The organism is Sphingobium sp. 15-1, assembly GCF_013375535.1.
GTDB lineage: Bacteria > Pseudomonadota > Alphaproteobacteria > Sphingomonadales > Sphingomonadaceae > Sphingobium > Sphingobium aromaticivastans.
The window spans coordinates 337,999-353,961 of the sequence record NZ_JABXJG010000003.1; the positions used below are offsets into that span (position 1 = coordinate 337,999).

Annotated in this window: 17 protein-coding genes and 1 pseudogene; 13 read left to right on the forward strand and 5 right to left on the reverse strand. The window is 61.4% G+C overall.

The window, feature by feature from the left end:
- The first annotated feature begins 2 nt into the window (after positions 1 to 2).
- The 12 genes and pseudogenes from HUK72_RS24560 to HUK72_RS24615 all read left to right on the forward strand — a co-directional run bounded on the left by HUK72_RS24560 (position 3) and on the right by HUK72_RS24615 (position 12,565).
- Positions 3 to 368 carry a hypothetical protein gene (locus tag HUK72_RS24560; RefSeq protein WP_176599143.1) on the forward strand — a complete coding sequence of 122 codons (366 nt, stop codon included), beginning with the start codon at positions 3 to 5 and terminating at the stop codon, positions 366 to 368.
- A complete protein-coding gene (locus HUK72_RS24565; RefSeq protein ID WP_176599144.1) occupies positions 361 to 1,026 on the forward strand; it encodes a type-F conjugative transfer system protein TrbI in 666 nt (221 codons plus the stop codon). The genes HUK72_RS24560 and HUK72_RS24565 overlap by 8 nt, the downstream gene beginning before the upstream one ends.
- Positions 1,007 to 1,543 (forward strand): S26 family signal peptidase, encoded by a 537-nt coding sequence (locus HUK72_RS24570; RefSeq protein WP_176599145.1) that lies wholly within the window; start codon positions 1,007 to 1,009, stop codon positions 1,541 to 1,543. The genes HUK72_RS24565 and HUK72_RS24570 overlap by 20 nt, the downstream gene beginning before the upstream one ends.
- The gene (traW, locus tag HUK72_RS24575; protein WP_176599146.1) at positions 1,540 to 2,196 is read left to right on the forward strand and encodes a type-F conjugative transfer system protein TraW; all 657 of its coding nucleotides are present in this window, start codon (positions 1,540 to 1,542) and stop codon (positions 2,194 to 2,196) included. The genes HUK72_RS24570 and traW overlap by 4 nt, the downstream gene beginning before the upstream one ends.
- Positions 2,196 to 2,465 carry a hypothetical protein gene (locus HUK72_RS24580; RefSeq protein ID WP_176599147.1) on the forward strand — a complete coding sequence of 90 codons (270 nt, stop codon included), beginning with the start codon at positions 2,196 to 2,198 and terminating at the stop codon, positions 2,463 to 2,465. Before traW ends, HUK72_RS24580 begins: the two co-directional genes overlap by 1 nt.
- Positions 2,465 to 3,487 (forward strand): conjugal transfer pilus assembly protein TraU, encoded by a 1,023-nt coding sequence (gene traU, locus HUK72_RS24585; protein WP_176599457.1) that lies wholly within the window; start codon positions 2,465 to 2,467, stop codon positions 3,485 to 3,487. The genes HUK72_RS24580 and traU overlap by 1 nt, the downstream gene beginning before the upstream one ends.
- Before the next feature lie 11 nt (positions 3,488 to 3,498).
- On the forward strand, positions 3,499 to 4,242 hold the full coding sequence (gene trbC, locus HUK72_RS24590) for a type-F conjugative transfer system pilin assembly protein TrbC (protein ID WP_176599148.1): 744 nt from the start codon (positions 3,499 to 3,501) through the stop codon (positions 4,240 to 4,242).
- Positions 4,239 to 7,055 carry a conjugal transfer protein TraN gene (traN, locus tag HUK72_RS27720; protein WP_369806060.1) on the forward strand — a complete coding sequence of 939 codons (2,817 nt, stop codon included), beginning with the start codon at positions 4,239 to 4,241 and terminating at the stop codon, positions 7,053 to 7,055. The genes trbC and traN overlap by 4 nt, the downstream gene beginning before the upstream one ends.
- Positions 7,045 to 7,428, forward strand: coding sequence for a hypothetical protein (locus tag HUK72_RS24600; RefSeq protein WP_255326003.1), 384 nt, complete (start codon positions 7,045 to 7,047; stop codon positions 7,426 to 7,428). The genes traN and HUK72_RS24600 overlap by 11 nt, the downstream gene beginning before the upstream one ends.
- Positions 7,429 to 7,496: 68 nt before the next feature.
- Positions 7,497 to 8,300 (forward strand): conjugal transfer protein TraF, encoded by an 804-nt coding sequence (locus tag HUK72_RS24605; protein WP_369806084.1) that lies wholly within the window; start codon positions 7,497 to 7,499, stop codon positions 8,298 to 8,300.
- Between the two features lie 65 nt (positions 8,301 to 8,365).
- The gene (locus HUK72_RS24610) at positions 8,366 to 9,766 is read left to right on the forward strand and encodes a conjugal transfer protein TraH (RefSeq protein ID WP_176599461.1); all 1,401 of its coding nucleotides are present in this window, start codon (positions 8,366 to 8,368) and stop codon (positions 9,764 to 9,766) included.
- A gap of 15 nt (positions 9,767 to 9,781) precedes the next feature.
- Positions 9,782 to 12,565 (forward strand): annotated as a pseudogene (locus tag HUK72_RS24615) (conjugal transfer protein TraG N-terminal domain-containing protein).
- A gap of 7 nt (positions 12,566 to 12,572) precedes the next feature.
- Here HUK72_RS24615 and HUK72_RS24620 read toward each other — a convergent pair.
- The 5 genes from HUK72_RS24620 to HUK72_RS24640 form a co-directional block, all read right to left on the reverse strand.
- A complete protein-coding gene (locus tag HUK72_RS24620) occupies positions 12,573 to 12,776 on the reverse strand; it encodes a hypothetical protein (protein ID WP_176599149.1) in 204 nt (67 codons plus the stop codon).
- Positions 12,777 to 13,252: 476 nt separating this feature from the next.
- Complete coding sequence (locus HUK72_RS24625; protein ID WP_255326004.1) at positions 13,253 to 13,510, reverse strand: type II toxin-antitoxin system VapC family toxin; 258 nt, start codon at positions 13,508 to 13,510, stop codon at positions 13,253 to 13,255.
- Positions 13,510 to 14,733 carry an IS256 family transposase gene (locus HUK72_RS24630; RefSeq protein ID WP_176599150.1) on the reverse strand — a complete coding sequence of 408 codons (1,224 nt, stop codon included), beginning with the start codon at positions 14,731 to 14,733 and terminating at the stop codon, positions 13,510 to 13,512. Before HUK72_RS24630 ends, HUK72_RS24625 begins: the two co-directional genes overlap by 1 nt.
- 21 nt (positions 14,734 to 14,754) lie before the next feature.
- Entirely contained in the window at positions 14,755 to 14,970 is a 216-nt protein-coding gene (locus tag HUK72_RS24635) for a type II toxin-antitoxin system VapC family toxin (RefSeq protein WP_218036276.1), read from the reverse strand.
- A complete protein-coding gene (locus HUK72_RS24640) occupies positions 14,967 to 15,200 on the reverse strand; it encodes a type II toxin-antitoxin system Phd/YefM family antitoxin (RefSeq protein ID WP_176599151.1) in 234 nt (77 codons plus the stop codon). The genes HUK72_RS24635 and HUK72_RS24640 overlap by 4 nt, the downstream gene beginning before the upstream one ends.
- Between HUK72_RS24640 and HUK72_RS27485 the strand changes: the two genes are divergently transcribed.
- On the forward strand, positions 15,199 to 15,933 hold the full coding sequence (locus HUK72_RS27485) for an Arm DNA-binding domain-containing protein (protein WP_255326005.1): 735 nt from the start codon (positions 15,199 to 15,201) through the stop codon (positions 15,931 to 15,933). The genes HUK72_RS24640 and HUK72_RS27485 overlap by 2 nt on opposite strands.
- The last annotated feature ends 30 nt before the right edge of the window (positions 15,934 to 15,963 follow it).

The window sequence follows — 15,963 nt, forward strand, 5'->3', positions numbered from 1 at the left end:
CCATGCAGCTGAGCCCAATAGCCCGTCATGGTCATCCCGCGAGGCAGCGGCGGCGCCGACGCCTCGACTGGACGACGATCGCCTATGCCAGCCTGCGTTTGACCGGCTTTTGCGCGGGCGTCCTGCTCATGAGCTGGGGGATGTTCGTCCTCTTCTTCCTTGCGATCGGCGGATTCTCGATCGAGGGTCTGATGCACCAGCTGGGCAATCTGACTAGCCGCTACCTCGCGGCAGGCCCGGATCGCGCCGCCTCCTTCCACCACCAACTGCTCGCGGCCCACGCCTTTTTCACCCTCTCCATCCTCTTTTTCCGGCGGCACCACATTCTTGCCCGGACAGCCGGGTCAGGGAGCGCGCGCCGTGGCTGAGCAGCAGGAACTCGATCTCCCCACGCTCCCCTCCGCGACTGTTCCGGCCGCGCCCCGCCGCACCGGCCTCTTTGCCGGGTTCACGCGCGGCCAGCTTGTCGCCGGTGCGGCCCTCACGGCGGGCCTTGTCTGGGGCATGTGGGTTACAAAGACATTGGTGACGCCGGCCCGGGATCGGATCGTTTCGGCCCGCCTGTCGACGATCGTTGGCGACTATGTGCAGGCGCAGGCCCATAGCGTTTCACCGCAGCCTCAAGTGGAAGCGGACATGCGCCGCTTCATGGCTGCGCTCGACCGGGAATTGCAGCGCCGCTCGCAAAAGGGCGAGATCGTCATGGTGGGCGAGGCGGTGCTGTCGAAGAATGTGCCCGACATTACCGAGAGCCTCAAAAAGGCGGTCTATGCCTCGGGCATAGCCCGCCCCAGGCAGGCCAGCGCGCAGGAGATGCAATCGCTGCAGCGGCGCGCCATGGCGCAGTTCCAGGCCGCACCGTTGGCGCAGCCTGATGCAGCGACCGATCCGATGGCACTGCCGGCGCGTCAGCCGATCGAGGGGACAGAGCCCTTTGCCGGTGGACCTGATCCCGCTCCGGGGATCCCTTATCCGGGTGCGTCCGTCTCGACCTTTGGAGGCTCTGATGGCGCAAGTGGTCAGTGAGGCGCCAGCGCTGCGCAGGCGCCCGCACAAAAGGCTCTGGGTGATGCTGGGCGTCGGGCTGCTCGGATGGGCAGCCTATGGCGCGATCCGTGATTGGCGGGATCGCCATGCCTTCCTCATCAACCGGACAGACTCGCTGCCCAATTGGGCTTTCCTGATCCACCGTAGCCAATTGCCGGCGCGGGGCGATTATGTCTTCTTCAACGCGCCGGCCAATGCGCTGGTCAAGCGGCACTTCGGCGCCGCGCCGCCGATGTTCGGCAAGCAGGTCTATGGCATGCCCGGCGATGTCGTCGCGCATGAGGGCGCGCTGGTCCACGTCAATGGCAGGCTCGTTGCGCGGATGAAGGTGCGCACGCGTCGCGGCGAGAAACTGACCCCTGGCCCAACGGGCGTCATCCCGCGCGGCTGTTATTATGTGGGCACCCCGCACAAGGATGGGTTCGACAGCCGCTATGCGGAAATCGGCCTCATCTGCACCCGGCAGATCATCGGCACCGGGGAGCCGGTGCTATGAGGCGGCTGGCGTGCGGCATCATGGCAGGCGCCGCGCTGGGCGCGGTGTTGCTTGTAGCGGGCTCGATGCGCGGTGAAGCGAAGGATTATGGCCAGGCCGGTCAGACCTTCCCGGTGATCGAACCCGATCTGCTCGCGACGATCGAAGCGCGCCTCAGCCAAGCGGAGGCGAGCGGGGAACTGGCGCGCATGAATGCGGCCTTCGCCAGGCGCGTCGAGGCCAAGGTCCGGCGACCCGACCCGGTGAGCGGGATTACGCCTGCACAGGAGCCGCGGAACTGGCAGTTCGATCCGACGGTTACCGTCGAACAGGATATTCGCGATCCCAAGGGGCAGCTGATCGCGGCGGCCGGGCAGAGGATCAATCCGCTCGATTTCGTGACCATCCACCAGGATCTGGTGTTCGTCGATGGCGATGATCCTCAGCAAATGGCATGGGCGACCGGGCGCTACAGCGATCTGAAGGCCAAGATCATCCTGGTCAGCGGCTCGCCCATCGAAGAGATGACCAATCGGAAGCGCCGCTTCTATTTCGACCAGGAAGGGCGGCTTACCGGCAAATTCGGTATCCAGCACACGCCGGCCGTGGTGAGTCCTGCCGGCAAGGTCATGCAGGTGAGCGAACTCGTCCTCATGTCTAGGAGGGCGGGCTAATGCCGCTCTGGCTCGATCTCCTGCGCACGCCGATGGCGGCGCCGGAAACCCGGTTCCTTAGACTGATGCGCCATGTCTGGCAGGGCTTATGTCTGGCGCTGGCCGCCGCAACCCTGTTCTTCGCATCCATGCGGGCGCTGGTGGGATCAGTCGCGGTGCGGCTTGTGGCCGGACTCATCCTGCTGACCCTCGTCCACACCCTCATCTATTTCCGCGCCAAAGGCCGCGCCGACAATGCCCATCTTGAGGCTGCGGGGAAGAGCGAATGATGCGGCTGCTGCGTTCCCATCTTCTGGCCTTTCTCTGGCTCGCTTTGGCCTTCGCCATCACGCCCCAGCGCGCGGAGGCCGCCGGCCCTGCCTGCCACGGCAAGTTCGTCAATCCCATTACCGATGTTTGCTGGTCTTGTCTGTTCCCGCTGTCGGTGGGGGGATTGAAGATCTGGCCCGGCAACCGGCCTGACCCTAGCAACCCCGCCTCGCCAATTTGCGCCTGCACCGATCCCCTCCCGCGCATCGGCATCTCGGTCGGTTTCTGGGAACCGGCGCGCCTCGCCGACGTGACGATGAAGCCCTGGTGCTTCCCCAATCTTGGCGGAATTCGCGTGGCGCCGGGGTTGGACATCGGCCAGGGCTATATGGCAGGCCCGTCCATGGTCGGCGGCCGGTCGCAAAGCACGGCCAAATGGCATGTCCACTGGTATGTCTATCCGCTGCTCTACTGGATGGAACTGCTGACCGATTTCGTCTGCTTCGAACAGGCCAGTTTCGACATCGCCTATATGACCGAGGTCGATCCGCTCTGGCAGGATGACGCGCTGTCAGGCCTTATCAACCCTGAAGCCATCGTCTTTGCCAATCCGATCGCCCAGGCCGCATGCGCTGCTGACTGCGTCGCGGGGACTGCGGGCCTGCCGCTCGATCCGCTCTTCTGGTGCGCGGGCTGCCAAGGCTCGATGTATCCCATGAATGGGAACATCCCGTCGTCCATCGGCCATGTGCAGTCTTCGCGCCTCGCTCTGTCGCGCTTTGCCTACAAGATGCACCGGCAGGGCCTCGCATGGGGCACCATGGGCTCGAAAGGCCTTTGTGAAAAATATCTGATGCCGATCATGCGCAAGCAGCAATATCGCTTCCAGATGGTGAACCCGATCCCGACCGTCTCGGGGCGCTTCGCATGCTCCGCCATCGGTGCATCGACTTTCCCGCCCGACGCTGGCCGCGCCTACCCCGCTGCGGGCGAGGATATGGGCTATCTGGTCTGGCGCAAGCGCAACTGCTGCGTTTTTTAGGGGGATTACGCATGCGCTCCTCCGCTTTTGGGCTTGCCCTCATCCTCGCCACGGCCGGCATTTCCGCGCTGCTCGCCCAGAATGTCGAGGGTCTGGACGTTCAGGCGATCAAGCGTCGCGCGGCCGAAACCCAGGCCGAAGCTGAGGCCTTTGTCGCGGAGGTGAAGGATCGGGGTGACGCCTTTCGCCAAGAGGCGGTTGCCGCGCATCAGGGTGGGACCGAGAATATGAAGCGGATCGCGGCGACCGATTTGCCGACCGGTCCTGCTGGCCCGATCGATTTCGATGCGATCGTGGATGGCGCGGCACAGAATCTGAACGCCAAGCCGGGCGAGGCGCCGCAGTTCATAGCCTTTGCCAGCCTTTCGATGCCGCCCACGTCGCTCAGGCAACTCATCCGCGACACCGCGGCGGCAGGCGGCATCGTCGTGTTTCGGGGGTTCCCCGATAACAGCATGAAGGCCTTTGCCACCCGACTTGGCGCATTGGTGGATAGCCAAGACTTTGCCAATATCGGCATCGATCCCCGGCTGTTCCGCGCCTTCGATGTGCAGGCGGTGCCGACCTATGTCGCGGTGTCGTCGGATTTTGATCTCTGCGCCGGCCTCGAATGCCAGACCCGTGTGCCGCCGCATGACCGCATGACCGGAAATGTGACAGTGCGCTATGCGCTCGACAGTTTAGCAGATGGCTACGGCCCCGGTGCAAGGGTGGCCGCGGTCGCGCGGGCCAATCTCGATCGGCGCCACCCGTGAAGCGGCTCGCCTTCCTTCTGTCTTTGGTCCTGCTGGGAGTGGCGATCCCGACGCCGGCGCAGATGACGAGCCAACAGGCGCGCGAGGAAGGGAAGGCGCTGGGATCTGCCATGCGCAGTGACAGCAACTGGGTGCCCAAGGACGACGCGCAGGCCGTGATCGTGCCTTACCAGGGCAGCGAGTTGCCGGAAGCGGATTATTTCAACAATCCCGATAAACTCGCCAATGACGGCAATGCGCTCAAAGGCAGCAGTGAGGTCTATCAGATCACGACCGACGTCAAGAAGACGCGGCCGACCTTTGCGAGCGATGAGATCAAGGCGGTGACCGCCAGTGCGATGGCCATCGAGAATGATCCTTCCACCCAGCTTGGCGGGGAAACCATCAGCGGCGGCAGCGGCGAGTGCCAGCCCCTGCCGGCGGAGAACGCGCAGATCTATTATGATGCGACCTGCGATACCGGCGTCGTCGTGAATTCGGTGCCTTCGGAAACCATCTACAGCTGCCCGCCGGGATGGACGCTGGGCGGCACCAACTGTTCCATGACCGAGACGGTTCCGGCCAGCATCAGCTATAGCTGCGATGCTGGCTGGACCTTGAACGGGTCGCAATGCGCGCAGACCCAGCCCGCCAATGTGAGCGCCTATAGCTGTCCTGCCGGGTGGACGCTCAACGGCAGCCGGTGCAGCCGCACCCTGACCCATGGCGCCGACCAGACCGGTTACAGCTGCCCCAGTGGCTATAGCCTCGCAGGCTCGGTCTGCCAGATGACGGTTACCATCGGCGCCACGCCCAATTTTAGCTGCCCCGCCGACTTCTCGCTGTCGGGCACGACCTGCGTGCGCAATTTCAGCTATGACGTCACGGCAAGCTACAGCTGCGAGCCGGGCTGGACGCTGAACGGTGCGACCTGCACCCGGCAAGTGTCGCAGCCGGCCACGGCAAGCTACGCCTGCCCGCCCGGCTATAGCTTCGATAATGGCACATGCTCGCAAAGTGCCAATTATGAAGCGACCGCGACCTATAGCTGCCCCAATGGCGGCAGCGTCCAGGGCAGCCAGTGCGTGACGACCAACATGACCTCCGCCACACCCGCTTACGCCTGCCCCTATTATTATTATAATGACAAGGCCGACGGCCAGGGCGGTTATGCAGGCGGTCCCTGGTGCGTCATGCGCAAGGCCGAATTTGCCACCAGGAAATGCGCGCCGACGGGCACCAATCCCGGCAGCATCGAGTTCGTCCAGGAGGTCAAGAAATATGGCGACACCTGGTGTCTCTATCGGCCGCTGACCACCTATACCTGCCCCAGCGCCGCCTGGAATTTCGACCCAGCCTATAATCAGTGCGTCTCGAACGTCGTGCAGAACGGCGTCGTCACCTACACTTGTCCGCAAGGCGGGGATTTGCAGGGCACCACCTGCTACCGCACCAATGTGACGGGCGCGAGCGTCACCTATGCCTGCCCCGCCGACTATGCCCTGTCCGGGCAGACATGCGTGAAGTCTGAATATAAACCCGCCAACGTCCAGTATAGCTGCCCGAGCGGCGGCACCCTGTCGGGCAGCTCCTGCCAGGTGAACGAGCAGATCGCCGCGTCAGTCAGCTATTCGTGCCCGACCGGCTATAGCCTCAACGGCATGACCTGCTCCCGCACCGACAGCGTTCCCGGAACGCCTGTCTACGGCTGCCCCACCGGCTATTTGCTGAGCGGTACGACGTGCACCGCCCAGGAGGATGAAGCGGCCAACCCGATCTACTCCTGCCCCACGGACTTCGTACTTTCGGGAACGCAATGTGCGGGGACCGTCGCGGCTCAGCCCATCTATTACTGCCCGGCCGATTTCACGCTGTCGGGGCAACAATGTTCGCAAACCCATAGCCAGCCCGCGACCTCGCACCAGATATGTCCGGCAGGTTCGAACAGCAAGCCCGACGACACTTGCTATACCGAAGATCCGCAGAGCGATTGCGGCACGCTCGAAGCCAATCCCCAATGCAGCTGGAAATATGACAATTGCCTCGACGAAAATCCGTCGGGCGATGGCTGCAAGATGATGGAAAAGGTCTATCGCTGCCCCGTGCCGGGGGGAACGGTCGAACAGCCTCCCAAATATGTGTGCAGCGACGATGTCTATTGCATCAACGGCGATTGCGAGGCGATCCACCGCGAGGCGTCGAGCGAGTTCAAGGATGCGCTGACCGCCCTGCACGCGATCGACACGGCTGGCAAGGATTTCGATCCCGACGACATGCATGTGTTCCCCGGCGCGCGCGACACCTGCCACAAGCCGATCTTCGGCGTCGTCAATTGCTGCGCGGGCAAGGTGTCGGGGCTGCTACCGCTGGGTATCGGCGGCGCGGCGCTGACTGGCGCGCTCAATGGCAATGTCGCCGCGCTGGCCGGCGTCGCGACGCAATTTCTGACCACCTTCCTATGTTCGACTGAAGAGAAGATGCTCGATGTGAAGGACCGCATGGGCTTTTGCACCTTTGTCGGCAGCTATTGCTCCTCCAGCGTGCTGGGCGTCTGCACGACGAAGCGCAAGGCCTATTGCTGCTTTGAAAGCAAGCTTTCGCGCATTCTCCAGGAGCAGGGCCGGCCGCAGATCAACAAGCCCTTCGGCAAGCCGAAGAATGAGCAGTGCGAGGGCTTCACGGTCGACGAGTTCTCACACCTTGACCTGTCGGTGATGGATTTCACCGACGTCTATTCGGACTTCATGGACGCGGCAAAGCTGCCCGACGAGGTGCAAACCGTGGCGGACATCCAGCAGAAGATACAAGGATATTATGATCTCCATGCCCAATGAGATGGTGGGACCCGGCGGTCCTTTTGGCTGGGACATGACGGCGTTCGAGCTGGCGATCTTCGTCTGCGTTTTTCGCAGCCGCTCGCCGATGCTGGTCGAAGAGATCCGCCGCGCCGTTGGCCGGTGGTTTGAACGGTTGATCCCCCGCGACATCATGGCCGAGACCATCGGCCACATGATCGGGCGGGGGTGGCTCATCAAAAACAAGGATCGGATCCGCGCCAGCGTTCAGGGGCGTGAGGTCGCCCGGCCGCTCATGAACGGCATCATCCGCATGCTCGACCAGGGCACGCGGCTGCTGGATGTCGCGCTGATGATGTCGCTGCTGCAGCTCACCAAGGGAGAATTGGACAGCGCGCCCGGCGGGCACTGAACGCGTGGTGTGCCCCCAGGGCGCAAGGAGGAGTTTCGATGGAGAAGGGAAGGATGCGCGCGCTCGCCATGCTCGTGCTGGCAGCTTTGGCGCTGCCAGTCCTGGGGGGGCCAGTTTATGCGCAGGACGTCTCGGCGGGTGTCGATGGCGCAGAAGAACAATCGCAAGGCGATGATTTCTATTGCGGCGAGCGCAAGCTCGGACAGTGGTTCTATTGCACCCGGCCCAAACCCGCGCCGCGACCGAACGCTGAAGTCCCCCAGCCCAGCGCCGCGGAGAAGATGGCGGCTATCACCAGCCAGCTCAATGAGCTGAAGGCCAGGGCGATCCTGGAGCCGAGCGAAGAGAATATCATCGCCTATGTCCGCTTCCAGCGCGAGCAGCTCGATCGGGCCTCCACCTTCTCCGACACCTGGCAGCGCGCGCTCTGGCAGAACCCCGATCTCGACTATACGCTTCAGCGCCCGGTCAGCACGGTGGGCAAGCGCGCCTGGCTCGACAATCGCAAGGCCGATCGCGACGCGGTGCTCGAAAGCCTTAGCCAAAGATATGGCCTCTTCTATTTCTACGCCCAGAGCTGCGGCGCCTGCGATATATTCGGGCCGATCCTGCGGTCGGTCGCCGACAGCCATGGCATGGCGGTGATGGCCGTATCCATGGACGGAGGCCCCAATCGTGATTTCCCCAATTATGTGGTCGATGCCGGGCAGCGTGCGCGCATGGGTGTCCCCGGCAACGAAACGCCGGCGCTCGTCCTCTTCGATACCGCAACCCGGCGAACGATCCCGGTCGGGTTCGGCATGCTGAGCGCCGACGAGATCATGGATCGCATCTTCACGCTTACCAACACCAGGGTCGGGAGTGATTATTGATGGAGCAGGATAGCACGCGGGGCCCGGTGCGCCGCCTTCTCCGCGGTGCCGCATCGACGGTGACGATGCTCGCGGCCGCGCATTTCGCATTTATCGGCGTTGCCGACGCCAATGTCGCCTCGGAGATGAACAATTTCTTCAGCGAGGCGGGTGGCGCGGCGAATGTGACCGGCCCGTCGGCTTTCCAGGGCCAGTCCGCTGGCTATTATTCGCTGGGCAATGTCTGGACGCGCTTTCCGCAGAAAAGCGTCTCGCCGTTCAACCTGCAACTGCCCAGCGCCCGCGCGGGCTGCGGCGGTATCGACCTCTTCTCCGGCTCCTTCTCCTTCATCAATGCCTCGGAGATCGTGGCCATGTTGAAGGCTACCGCCAACAATGCGCTGGGATTTGCCTTCAAGCTGGCGATCGATTCCGTCTCGCCGGAAATCGGCAAGGTGATGGACGAGTTCAGCCAGAAAGCGCAGCTCTTGAACCAAATGAACATCTCCAGTTGCGAGACGGCGCAGGCGCTGGTCGGCGGCATCTGGCCTTCGATCGACACGGCGCGCGCGACGATCTGCGAGGCGGTCGGCAATTCCCAAGGCGTTTTTTCCGACTGGGCCGCCTCTCGTCAGGGCTGCAATAATGGCGGCAGCCGCGACAGCACGATTGCGGGCAATAGCGACGCAGCGATGAAGGATCAGCTGGTCGGCCAGGACCATAATTATACATGGGAGGCCCTCCAGAAATCCGCCAAATTTGGCGCGTTCGACCAGGATTTCTCGGAATATATCATGACGCTGGTGGGAACGATCGTCACTCGCGCGCCCACGGGCTCCAACAATGGCGGGAGCGTCGTCATGGTTGGGCCGGCAGAAGAGGCGGTCATCACCGCGTTGCTGGATGGCACGGCGGATGCACCGCCTGTGAAGGTCCTCAAATGCAATGACAGCAATTGCTATGATATCGGGGAAACGACGCTCAGCATCCCGGCGTCCGCGGCTTTGCGCCCGCGCATCCGGGACATGATCAGCGACATGAGCGCAAAGGCCCGGACCAACAGTGCGCTGACGGCGGCCGAGAAGCAGTTGCTCAATCTCGCAACCATCCCGCTCTACAAGATCCTGACCGTCCAGGCATTTGCCCATTATTCGTTGACGCAAGGGGAGATCGAGGCGCTCTCCGAGATCGTGGCGGTCGATATCCTGAACGCGATGCTCGACAATATTCTCGACCGGGTCGAGCAGGCGAAGGTCCATTATCAGACTGCCGACCAGGCCACCGCTGAGCAGTGGAAGGCGCAGATCGCCGCCACACGGCAAAAATTTGGCCAGCGCGAGGTGAAGCTCAGCAACAAGCTCCAACTCACCTATCAGGTCATCAACCGGAGCGTATTCCTGGAATCGACGCTGCAAAACTCCATGTCGCCGGGCATGGCGGCAGCCCTCAACTTCTCGCGCGGCCTTGGCGCGCAGGGCCTGAACTAGGAAAGGGCGCCGGCGATGCTGGAGGTCTTTACGGTCGGCGGCGGCGAATATCTCGTCAACAGCTTCAACGCCGTGGCCGCCTGGTCGGGGGGAGGGGGCTATCGCTCCATGATCCGCGTGGTCATGGTGATGGGGCTCATCTACTCCCTGTTCGTGGTCGCCTTCACCTTGAATTACAAGGCTTGGCTGAACTGGTTCCTTCAGTCGACGCTCATCTATATGTGCCTGATGGTGCCGACCGTCGACATCAAGGTGACGGACCGGATCAATCCCAGCCTGGCGCCGGCCACGGTCGCGAACGTCCCGCTCGGGCTTGGCATTCTCGCCAGTTTCACGACCCAGTTGGGAGACTATCTTACGCGGACGGCGGAAACCGTCTTCGTGATGCCCAGCGAACTCAATTACAGTAGCAACGGGATGGTCTACGGCGCGCGACTGTTCGATTCGACGCGCAATTTCAATATCCGCGATGCCGAATTCTCCGCCAATCTCGACCAATATATGAAGCAGTGCGTCTTCGGTGATATCTTGCTCAATCAGAAATCGCTGACGGATCTCGCCGAAGCCAGGGACCTTTGGGCGGCGATCGCCTCGGACGCGGAATCCCGGTCGCAGGAATATCTGGAGCGCAATGGCGGGACGGTCACTCCCTATATCGTGACGTGTAGCCAAGCCTACGCGCTGCTGGATAGCCAATGGACCATGATGATCAACGCCAACGCGAAGCTGTGGGGGCTGGAGCTGTATCCCAAGCTCAGCGATACGCTGGCCGAGGCCAAGCTCCGCCACGACATTCCCATCGTCAATCAGGCTTTCACCCAATCGAGCGACGGCTTTGTCGAAACGATGCGGCAGAATAGCGCGATCAATGCCTTCATGCAGGCCCGGAACAATATGAGCGGGAGCGCGATCGACGCCTTCGCGCAGACCCGCGCCGATATCCAGGCGCGCAACACCTATAACAGCATCGCGCAACAGGCGATGACTTGGGTGCCGATCCTGAACGTCGTGCTGACGGTCGTCTTCTTCGCGATGTTCCCGGTCATCTTTCCGCTCTTCCTGATGCCGCAGACCGGTGTGTCGGCGCTCAAGGGCTATGCGACGGGATTTTTCTATCTGGCCGCTTGGGGGCCGCTTTATGTGATCCTCCACATGATCTGCATGACGCGGGCCGAGGTGGCCGCCACAGGAGTTGCCAGGGGCGGGATGTCGCTTGGCACCTATGCGGGGATCGGCGCGGTGAATGCCGAAACCGCGACCATTGCCGGGTTTATGCTGATGAGCGTGCCGTTCCTGGCGGCAGGGCTCGCGAAGGGAGCGATGTCGATCGCGGGGCAGTCCATGTCGATGCTGGCTCCCGCGCAAAATGCTGCCGAGGCGGCGGCGCTGGAACAAACGACGGGCAATTATGCCTTCGGCAATGTAAGCTGGGCGAACCAGACATCGAACATGCGGCAGACGGGACAATGGAATATGGCGCCCAGCTATCAAGATGGGAGCGCATCCTTTGGCTGGCGGCATGACAATGGTGCGTCGGTCTCAAGTTTCGGCAACGGGGCCGAGGTGATCGACATGCATCAGGCCCTTTCCCGGCTGGATGTCGAGCCTCGTGCGAACGCCGGCTTTGTGTCTGAATTGCGCCAGCAGGCGAGTGTCGCGGAGAGGCAAGCCAAGGCTTTTGAAGCGGCGGCGTCGGACATACTCACCAGCACGCACACCAATCGCGGTGCGTTCGGCACGTCGAGCGAGCGCAGTTCCGGTTGGGACAGTGGCCGGGGACAAACGTCAGGAACGTCGATTGAGCGGTACGACCGCACCTCTGCGTCGAGTTCGCAAGGGATCGAGGAGAAATCATCGACGGGTCAGTCCCAAAGCCTGTCGCAGGGTCAGGAGCGATCCGCGAATATAATTGATAGCGTCAGCGGTCATGCAGGTTTGGGTGCAAGTGGCCCAGCGGGTGGCGGAAATGGCGGCCGCAGCTTTGGTTCGGGTAATTGCGGTATCACCGTGGGTCGTAATGGGCAGCAGGAAGAACGCCTTCGCTATGGGACGACGGATTAGCGGTCGTCAGATAATAGAAATTCTTCATCCGCCAGCTTCCGTGACGAACATTCTAATGGTGAGAATGCAAACGAAACCGATGGCACCTACGGCAAAAGCGGTGTCTTTGAACGCGCCTCGGCAACCACCTCCTCGTCGCAGAGCACCGAAGATGCTCTTTCACGAGCCCATTCGTATCAGGAGACGGCGCGAAAGCTTCATGAACTCTCGGAGCAACTCAGTCGCGATGCGAGTTATGCGGAAACCCACGGCATGCAGCTGAGTGCGAACCTCTCGCAGGAGCTCTCGGAATGGTACCGCGCGGAACAGACGCGTAACCCAGGCATGGGCGCCCCCGAATTGTGGGCTACGACCATGACAGACCAGCAACGCGATGCCAGAGGCGCGCTGATCAATGCATGGATGCAACATAAGCGGGCGGAAATTGGTAGCGAGGTGCGGGACTTCATTGACCGTCCTGATCTCGTCGATGTGCCGCACCGATCAATCGGCAGTTATGACGATGTGCGTTCGACCTATCATCCCCGCGGCGTGGCTCCCTTGGTGGATGGGCCGGGTTTAGGCGATCCCGATGCCGCTGGGCGGATCATAGATGAGGGTAAGGAAGTGATCGAAGTGGATCGTAAACGCGCCGAGACAAACCGCAATTCTGCTGTTCAAGGGTCTGTTGATGTCCAATCCGCCGTGAATGCTGGCATGGACAAAGGATTCTTCCACGACCCAGACTTGCGGAAGTAGCCTCGCTTCAAATTGCGAGCATCAGGTAAGCAAACAGCCCCGCGATTGCGACGATGGTGATCGAGTAACTGACCGCGCTGGCAAGGGTCACATTCCCGTTTTCGTCAATTGGGAGAGACATGGGCTCGATGCCATCATCGACATATTGGATGATGGGGCCACCGAGCCGATCCCTCGTCAGGGCGTACATGTCCATGTCTATCTTAAACATCGGCGCCTCCGAGTTTGACCTATAGGACATTCAGTGTTTAATTTCAATTTGATAGATCTGAACCGGACAGAAAAGTCTTTACGCCGCGTAAGCTCAGGGTCCTTCTATCCGGACTAGGTTTGATGCCGGGTTCGGGTGGTCAGTTTGACTTCCGCTGGCCTTTGCGGGGATTGACCTTGCTAATCTCTGCGTAAGATGCGGGGAATATCCCGCGAATGTCGATCATGACCCATATTCACTTGGCGAGATGAGCGGCCCAGTATCGAGGAAGAAGCCGGAGTGTGGACTGCCGAGGCAGCGGCTAACACGAAGCCGGGGGACGGCTTTGGCGCCCCCGAGCGGTGATTTTCTGGACCGGAAAGGAGAACGATCGATAAGATGGTATGCGAGCTGTTGCAGTCAAACTGCAGGGGCTGTGTACCCGGCTATAGGTGCAAGCGGATGAGAAGCAAGGCAGAGATGTTTTTTGTGGAGCGCTACCAGAGACGCTGGACGGCGAAGCTGTCGAACAAGGCCTCGTTAGAAACCAGCACCATGCCTTCGGCCAGCGCCTGCGCGATTAAGAAGCGATCGAAAGGGTCTTTGTGGGTGATGTTCATTTCGCCAGCGAGTCGGGCATGGTGGACGCTGATGGGCAATTCGGTGAACCCCTGTCCGGCGACGATGGCCTCAAAGTCCTGCGCCAGCAGCGCGGGACTGTCAGGAATTTCGTGTGCGACGAGGCGGTTGACCATCAGGCCGTCATGGCCCTGATGAAACGTTCGCCGAAGAGCACGGCAAATTGCGCCTTCGCCATGTTCCACTCACGCGGCGGCATTTTCCACTCTTTTTCCGATCGGTTCAAGATCAGATAGAGCAGTTTGGTTGCAGCCTCATCGTTGGGGAAATGCCCCCGCGCACGAACAGCGCGGCGAAGCTTGGAGTTCAAGGCCTCTATCGAATTTGTCGTATAGACGATCCGCCTGACCTCGTCGGGAAAGGCGAAAAACGGGATGACTTCGGGCCATGCCCGGCGCCAGCTCTGGCCGATGGCGGGATACCGCTGGCCCCAGAAGCTGGCTTCGAAGGCCGTCAGCGCTTCCTCGGCAGCTGCGGCATCGACGGCGCGGTAGATGGCCTTCAGGGCCGTTCCGAGCACCTTGCGGTCTTTCCACGCCACGAAATCCATCGAGTTGCGCAGCAGATGAACTATGCAGGTCTGGACCATCGCTTCGGGGAAAACGGCGGTGATGGCATCGGGGAAGCCCTTGAGGCCATCGACAACAGCCAGCATGATATCTTCGACGCCGCGGTTGCGCAGTTCGTTCATGACGCGCAGCCAGAATTTGGCACCTTCATTCTGTTCCAGCCACAGCCCGAGGACCACCTTGGTGCCGTCGGCCATGACGCCCAGGGCAATATGGATCGCCTTGTTGCGGACCATGCCCTCGTCGCGGATCTTGACCCGGATCGCGTCAAAGAAAACCAGCGGATAGGCAGGATCCAGGGGACGTTGCTGCCAGGCTGCGACTTCCTCAAGCACGGCGTCGGTGATCGTGCTGATCAGGTCGGGCGAGGCCTCAATGCCGTATAGTTCGCGCAGATGCCCGGTGATCTCCCGGGTGCTCATGCCGCGCGCATACATAGAGATGATCTTGTCGTCGAAGCCGGGGAAGCGTCGCTGATACTTGGCGATCAGCTGCGGATCGAAACTGCCGGCCCGATCGCGCGGCACTTCGATCTCGATCCGTCCCCCGTCGGTCGTCACCGTCTTGCGGCCATAGCCGTTCCGGCTGTTGTTCCCTTGCTCCTCCTGACCAAGATGGTGATCCATCTCCGCATTGAGCGCCCGTTCGGCAAAAGCCTTCTTCAATGTATCAAGCAGGCCGCCCTGGCTGAGCGCCGCCGCTGCGTCAGTGCCGGCAAGCAACTGATCGAGAATGTCGTTCGGTATCGAGGGTTCTTTGCGTCGTGACATACGGGGTCTCCTTGTTACCCATTATGCCTCGTCGCACACGAAATTCCTGACAGTCCCCAGCAGCGCCGCACCTGGCAGCTTGCCGATACGGAACTTGGTGGCAACTTCCATCGCCGAGGACGCGCTCACCGCAACAGAGTTGGTTTCATCGGCTATGGCTTCGCGGGCGCGGCGGCTCAATGCCTCGTCCCCTGCAAGCCACCAGATCAGCGCATGTGTATCAAGCAACAGCCTCAAGCGAGATTCCAGCCGCCCAGTTCATCGTCAGGCAGCGGCTCGTTGAAGCGTGCATCCATAGCGATCTTGCCTTTCATCGCCCCAAACACACGGCGGCCTTGCGGTTTCACAGGCACGAGGCGCACAACCGGGACAGAGCCTCGCGCGATCACCACCTCGCCGCCAGCCAAAGCATCAGCGATCAGGCGGGACAGGTTGGTCTTGGCATCGTGAACCGAAAACTGAGCCATGGGTATCTCCTTGGCTAACCGTATAGCTAACCACGCAGCTTTCGGCAAGAACCAACCCTCGCGTGCGGCGGGCAAGGGGATTGCGATGCTGTCGCATCGAGCCTGTAATAGCACACCCCACGCACCATATGGTGCATTTATGGAAAAAAGTACTGTAAAATCAAATTCTAACTCCATTTTTCTGCTCGGGAGTTCGACTGTTCCCGATGGTGATTGGGTCCCCCAAAACGCCCTGTTTCCCGAGGCTTTGGAGGCAAATGCGCCTAGCGATGATGGCCTTATGGTCCCCAATCGGCAAAACGCCGTTAAACGGACTTATCTCGACGGAAATTTTGCGCGGCGAAAGCTGCCGCTCCGCACGAGGGACTATTGCATCTGGGATGCAGAGTTGCCCGGCTTTGGCCTGCGTGTCCGGCCGACGGGTCGCTATTATTGGTGTGTCCGCCTCCGGCATCGCGGAACCCGAAAACGCGTTTCGCTGGGGCGCACCAGCGAAGTGGACGCGGAGACGGCTCGGGCCAAGGCGCGGCGCTTGCTGGCGGACGCAGCGTTGGACGGATTGCCCAAGCGGGCGGTGATCAAGGCCAGTCCCACAATGGCGGACTTTGTTGCCACCTATTGGTGCGACATGATCCGGCTTTGGAAGCCTTCCACCACCAAACGCAATCACGCTGCCTGGCGTCGGGATCTCGCACCCCATTTCGGGAAGATGCACCTAGTCACCTGGAACTGAAGTAAGTTATATTGTAGATTGATCCTGTCG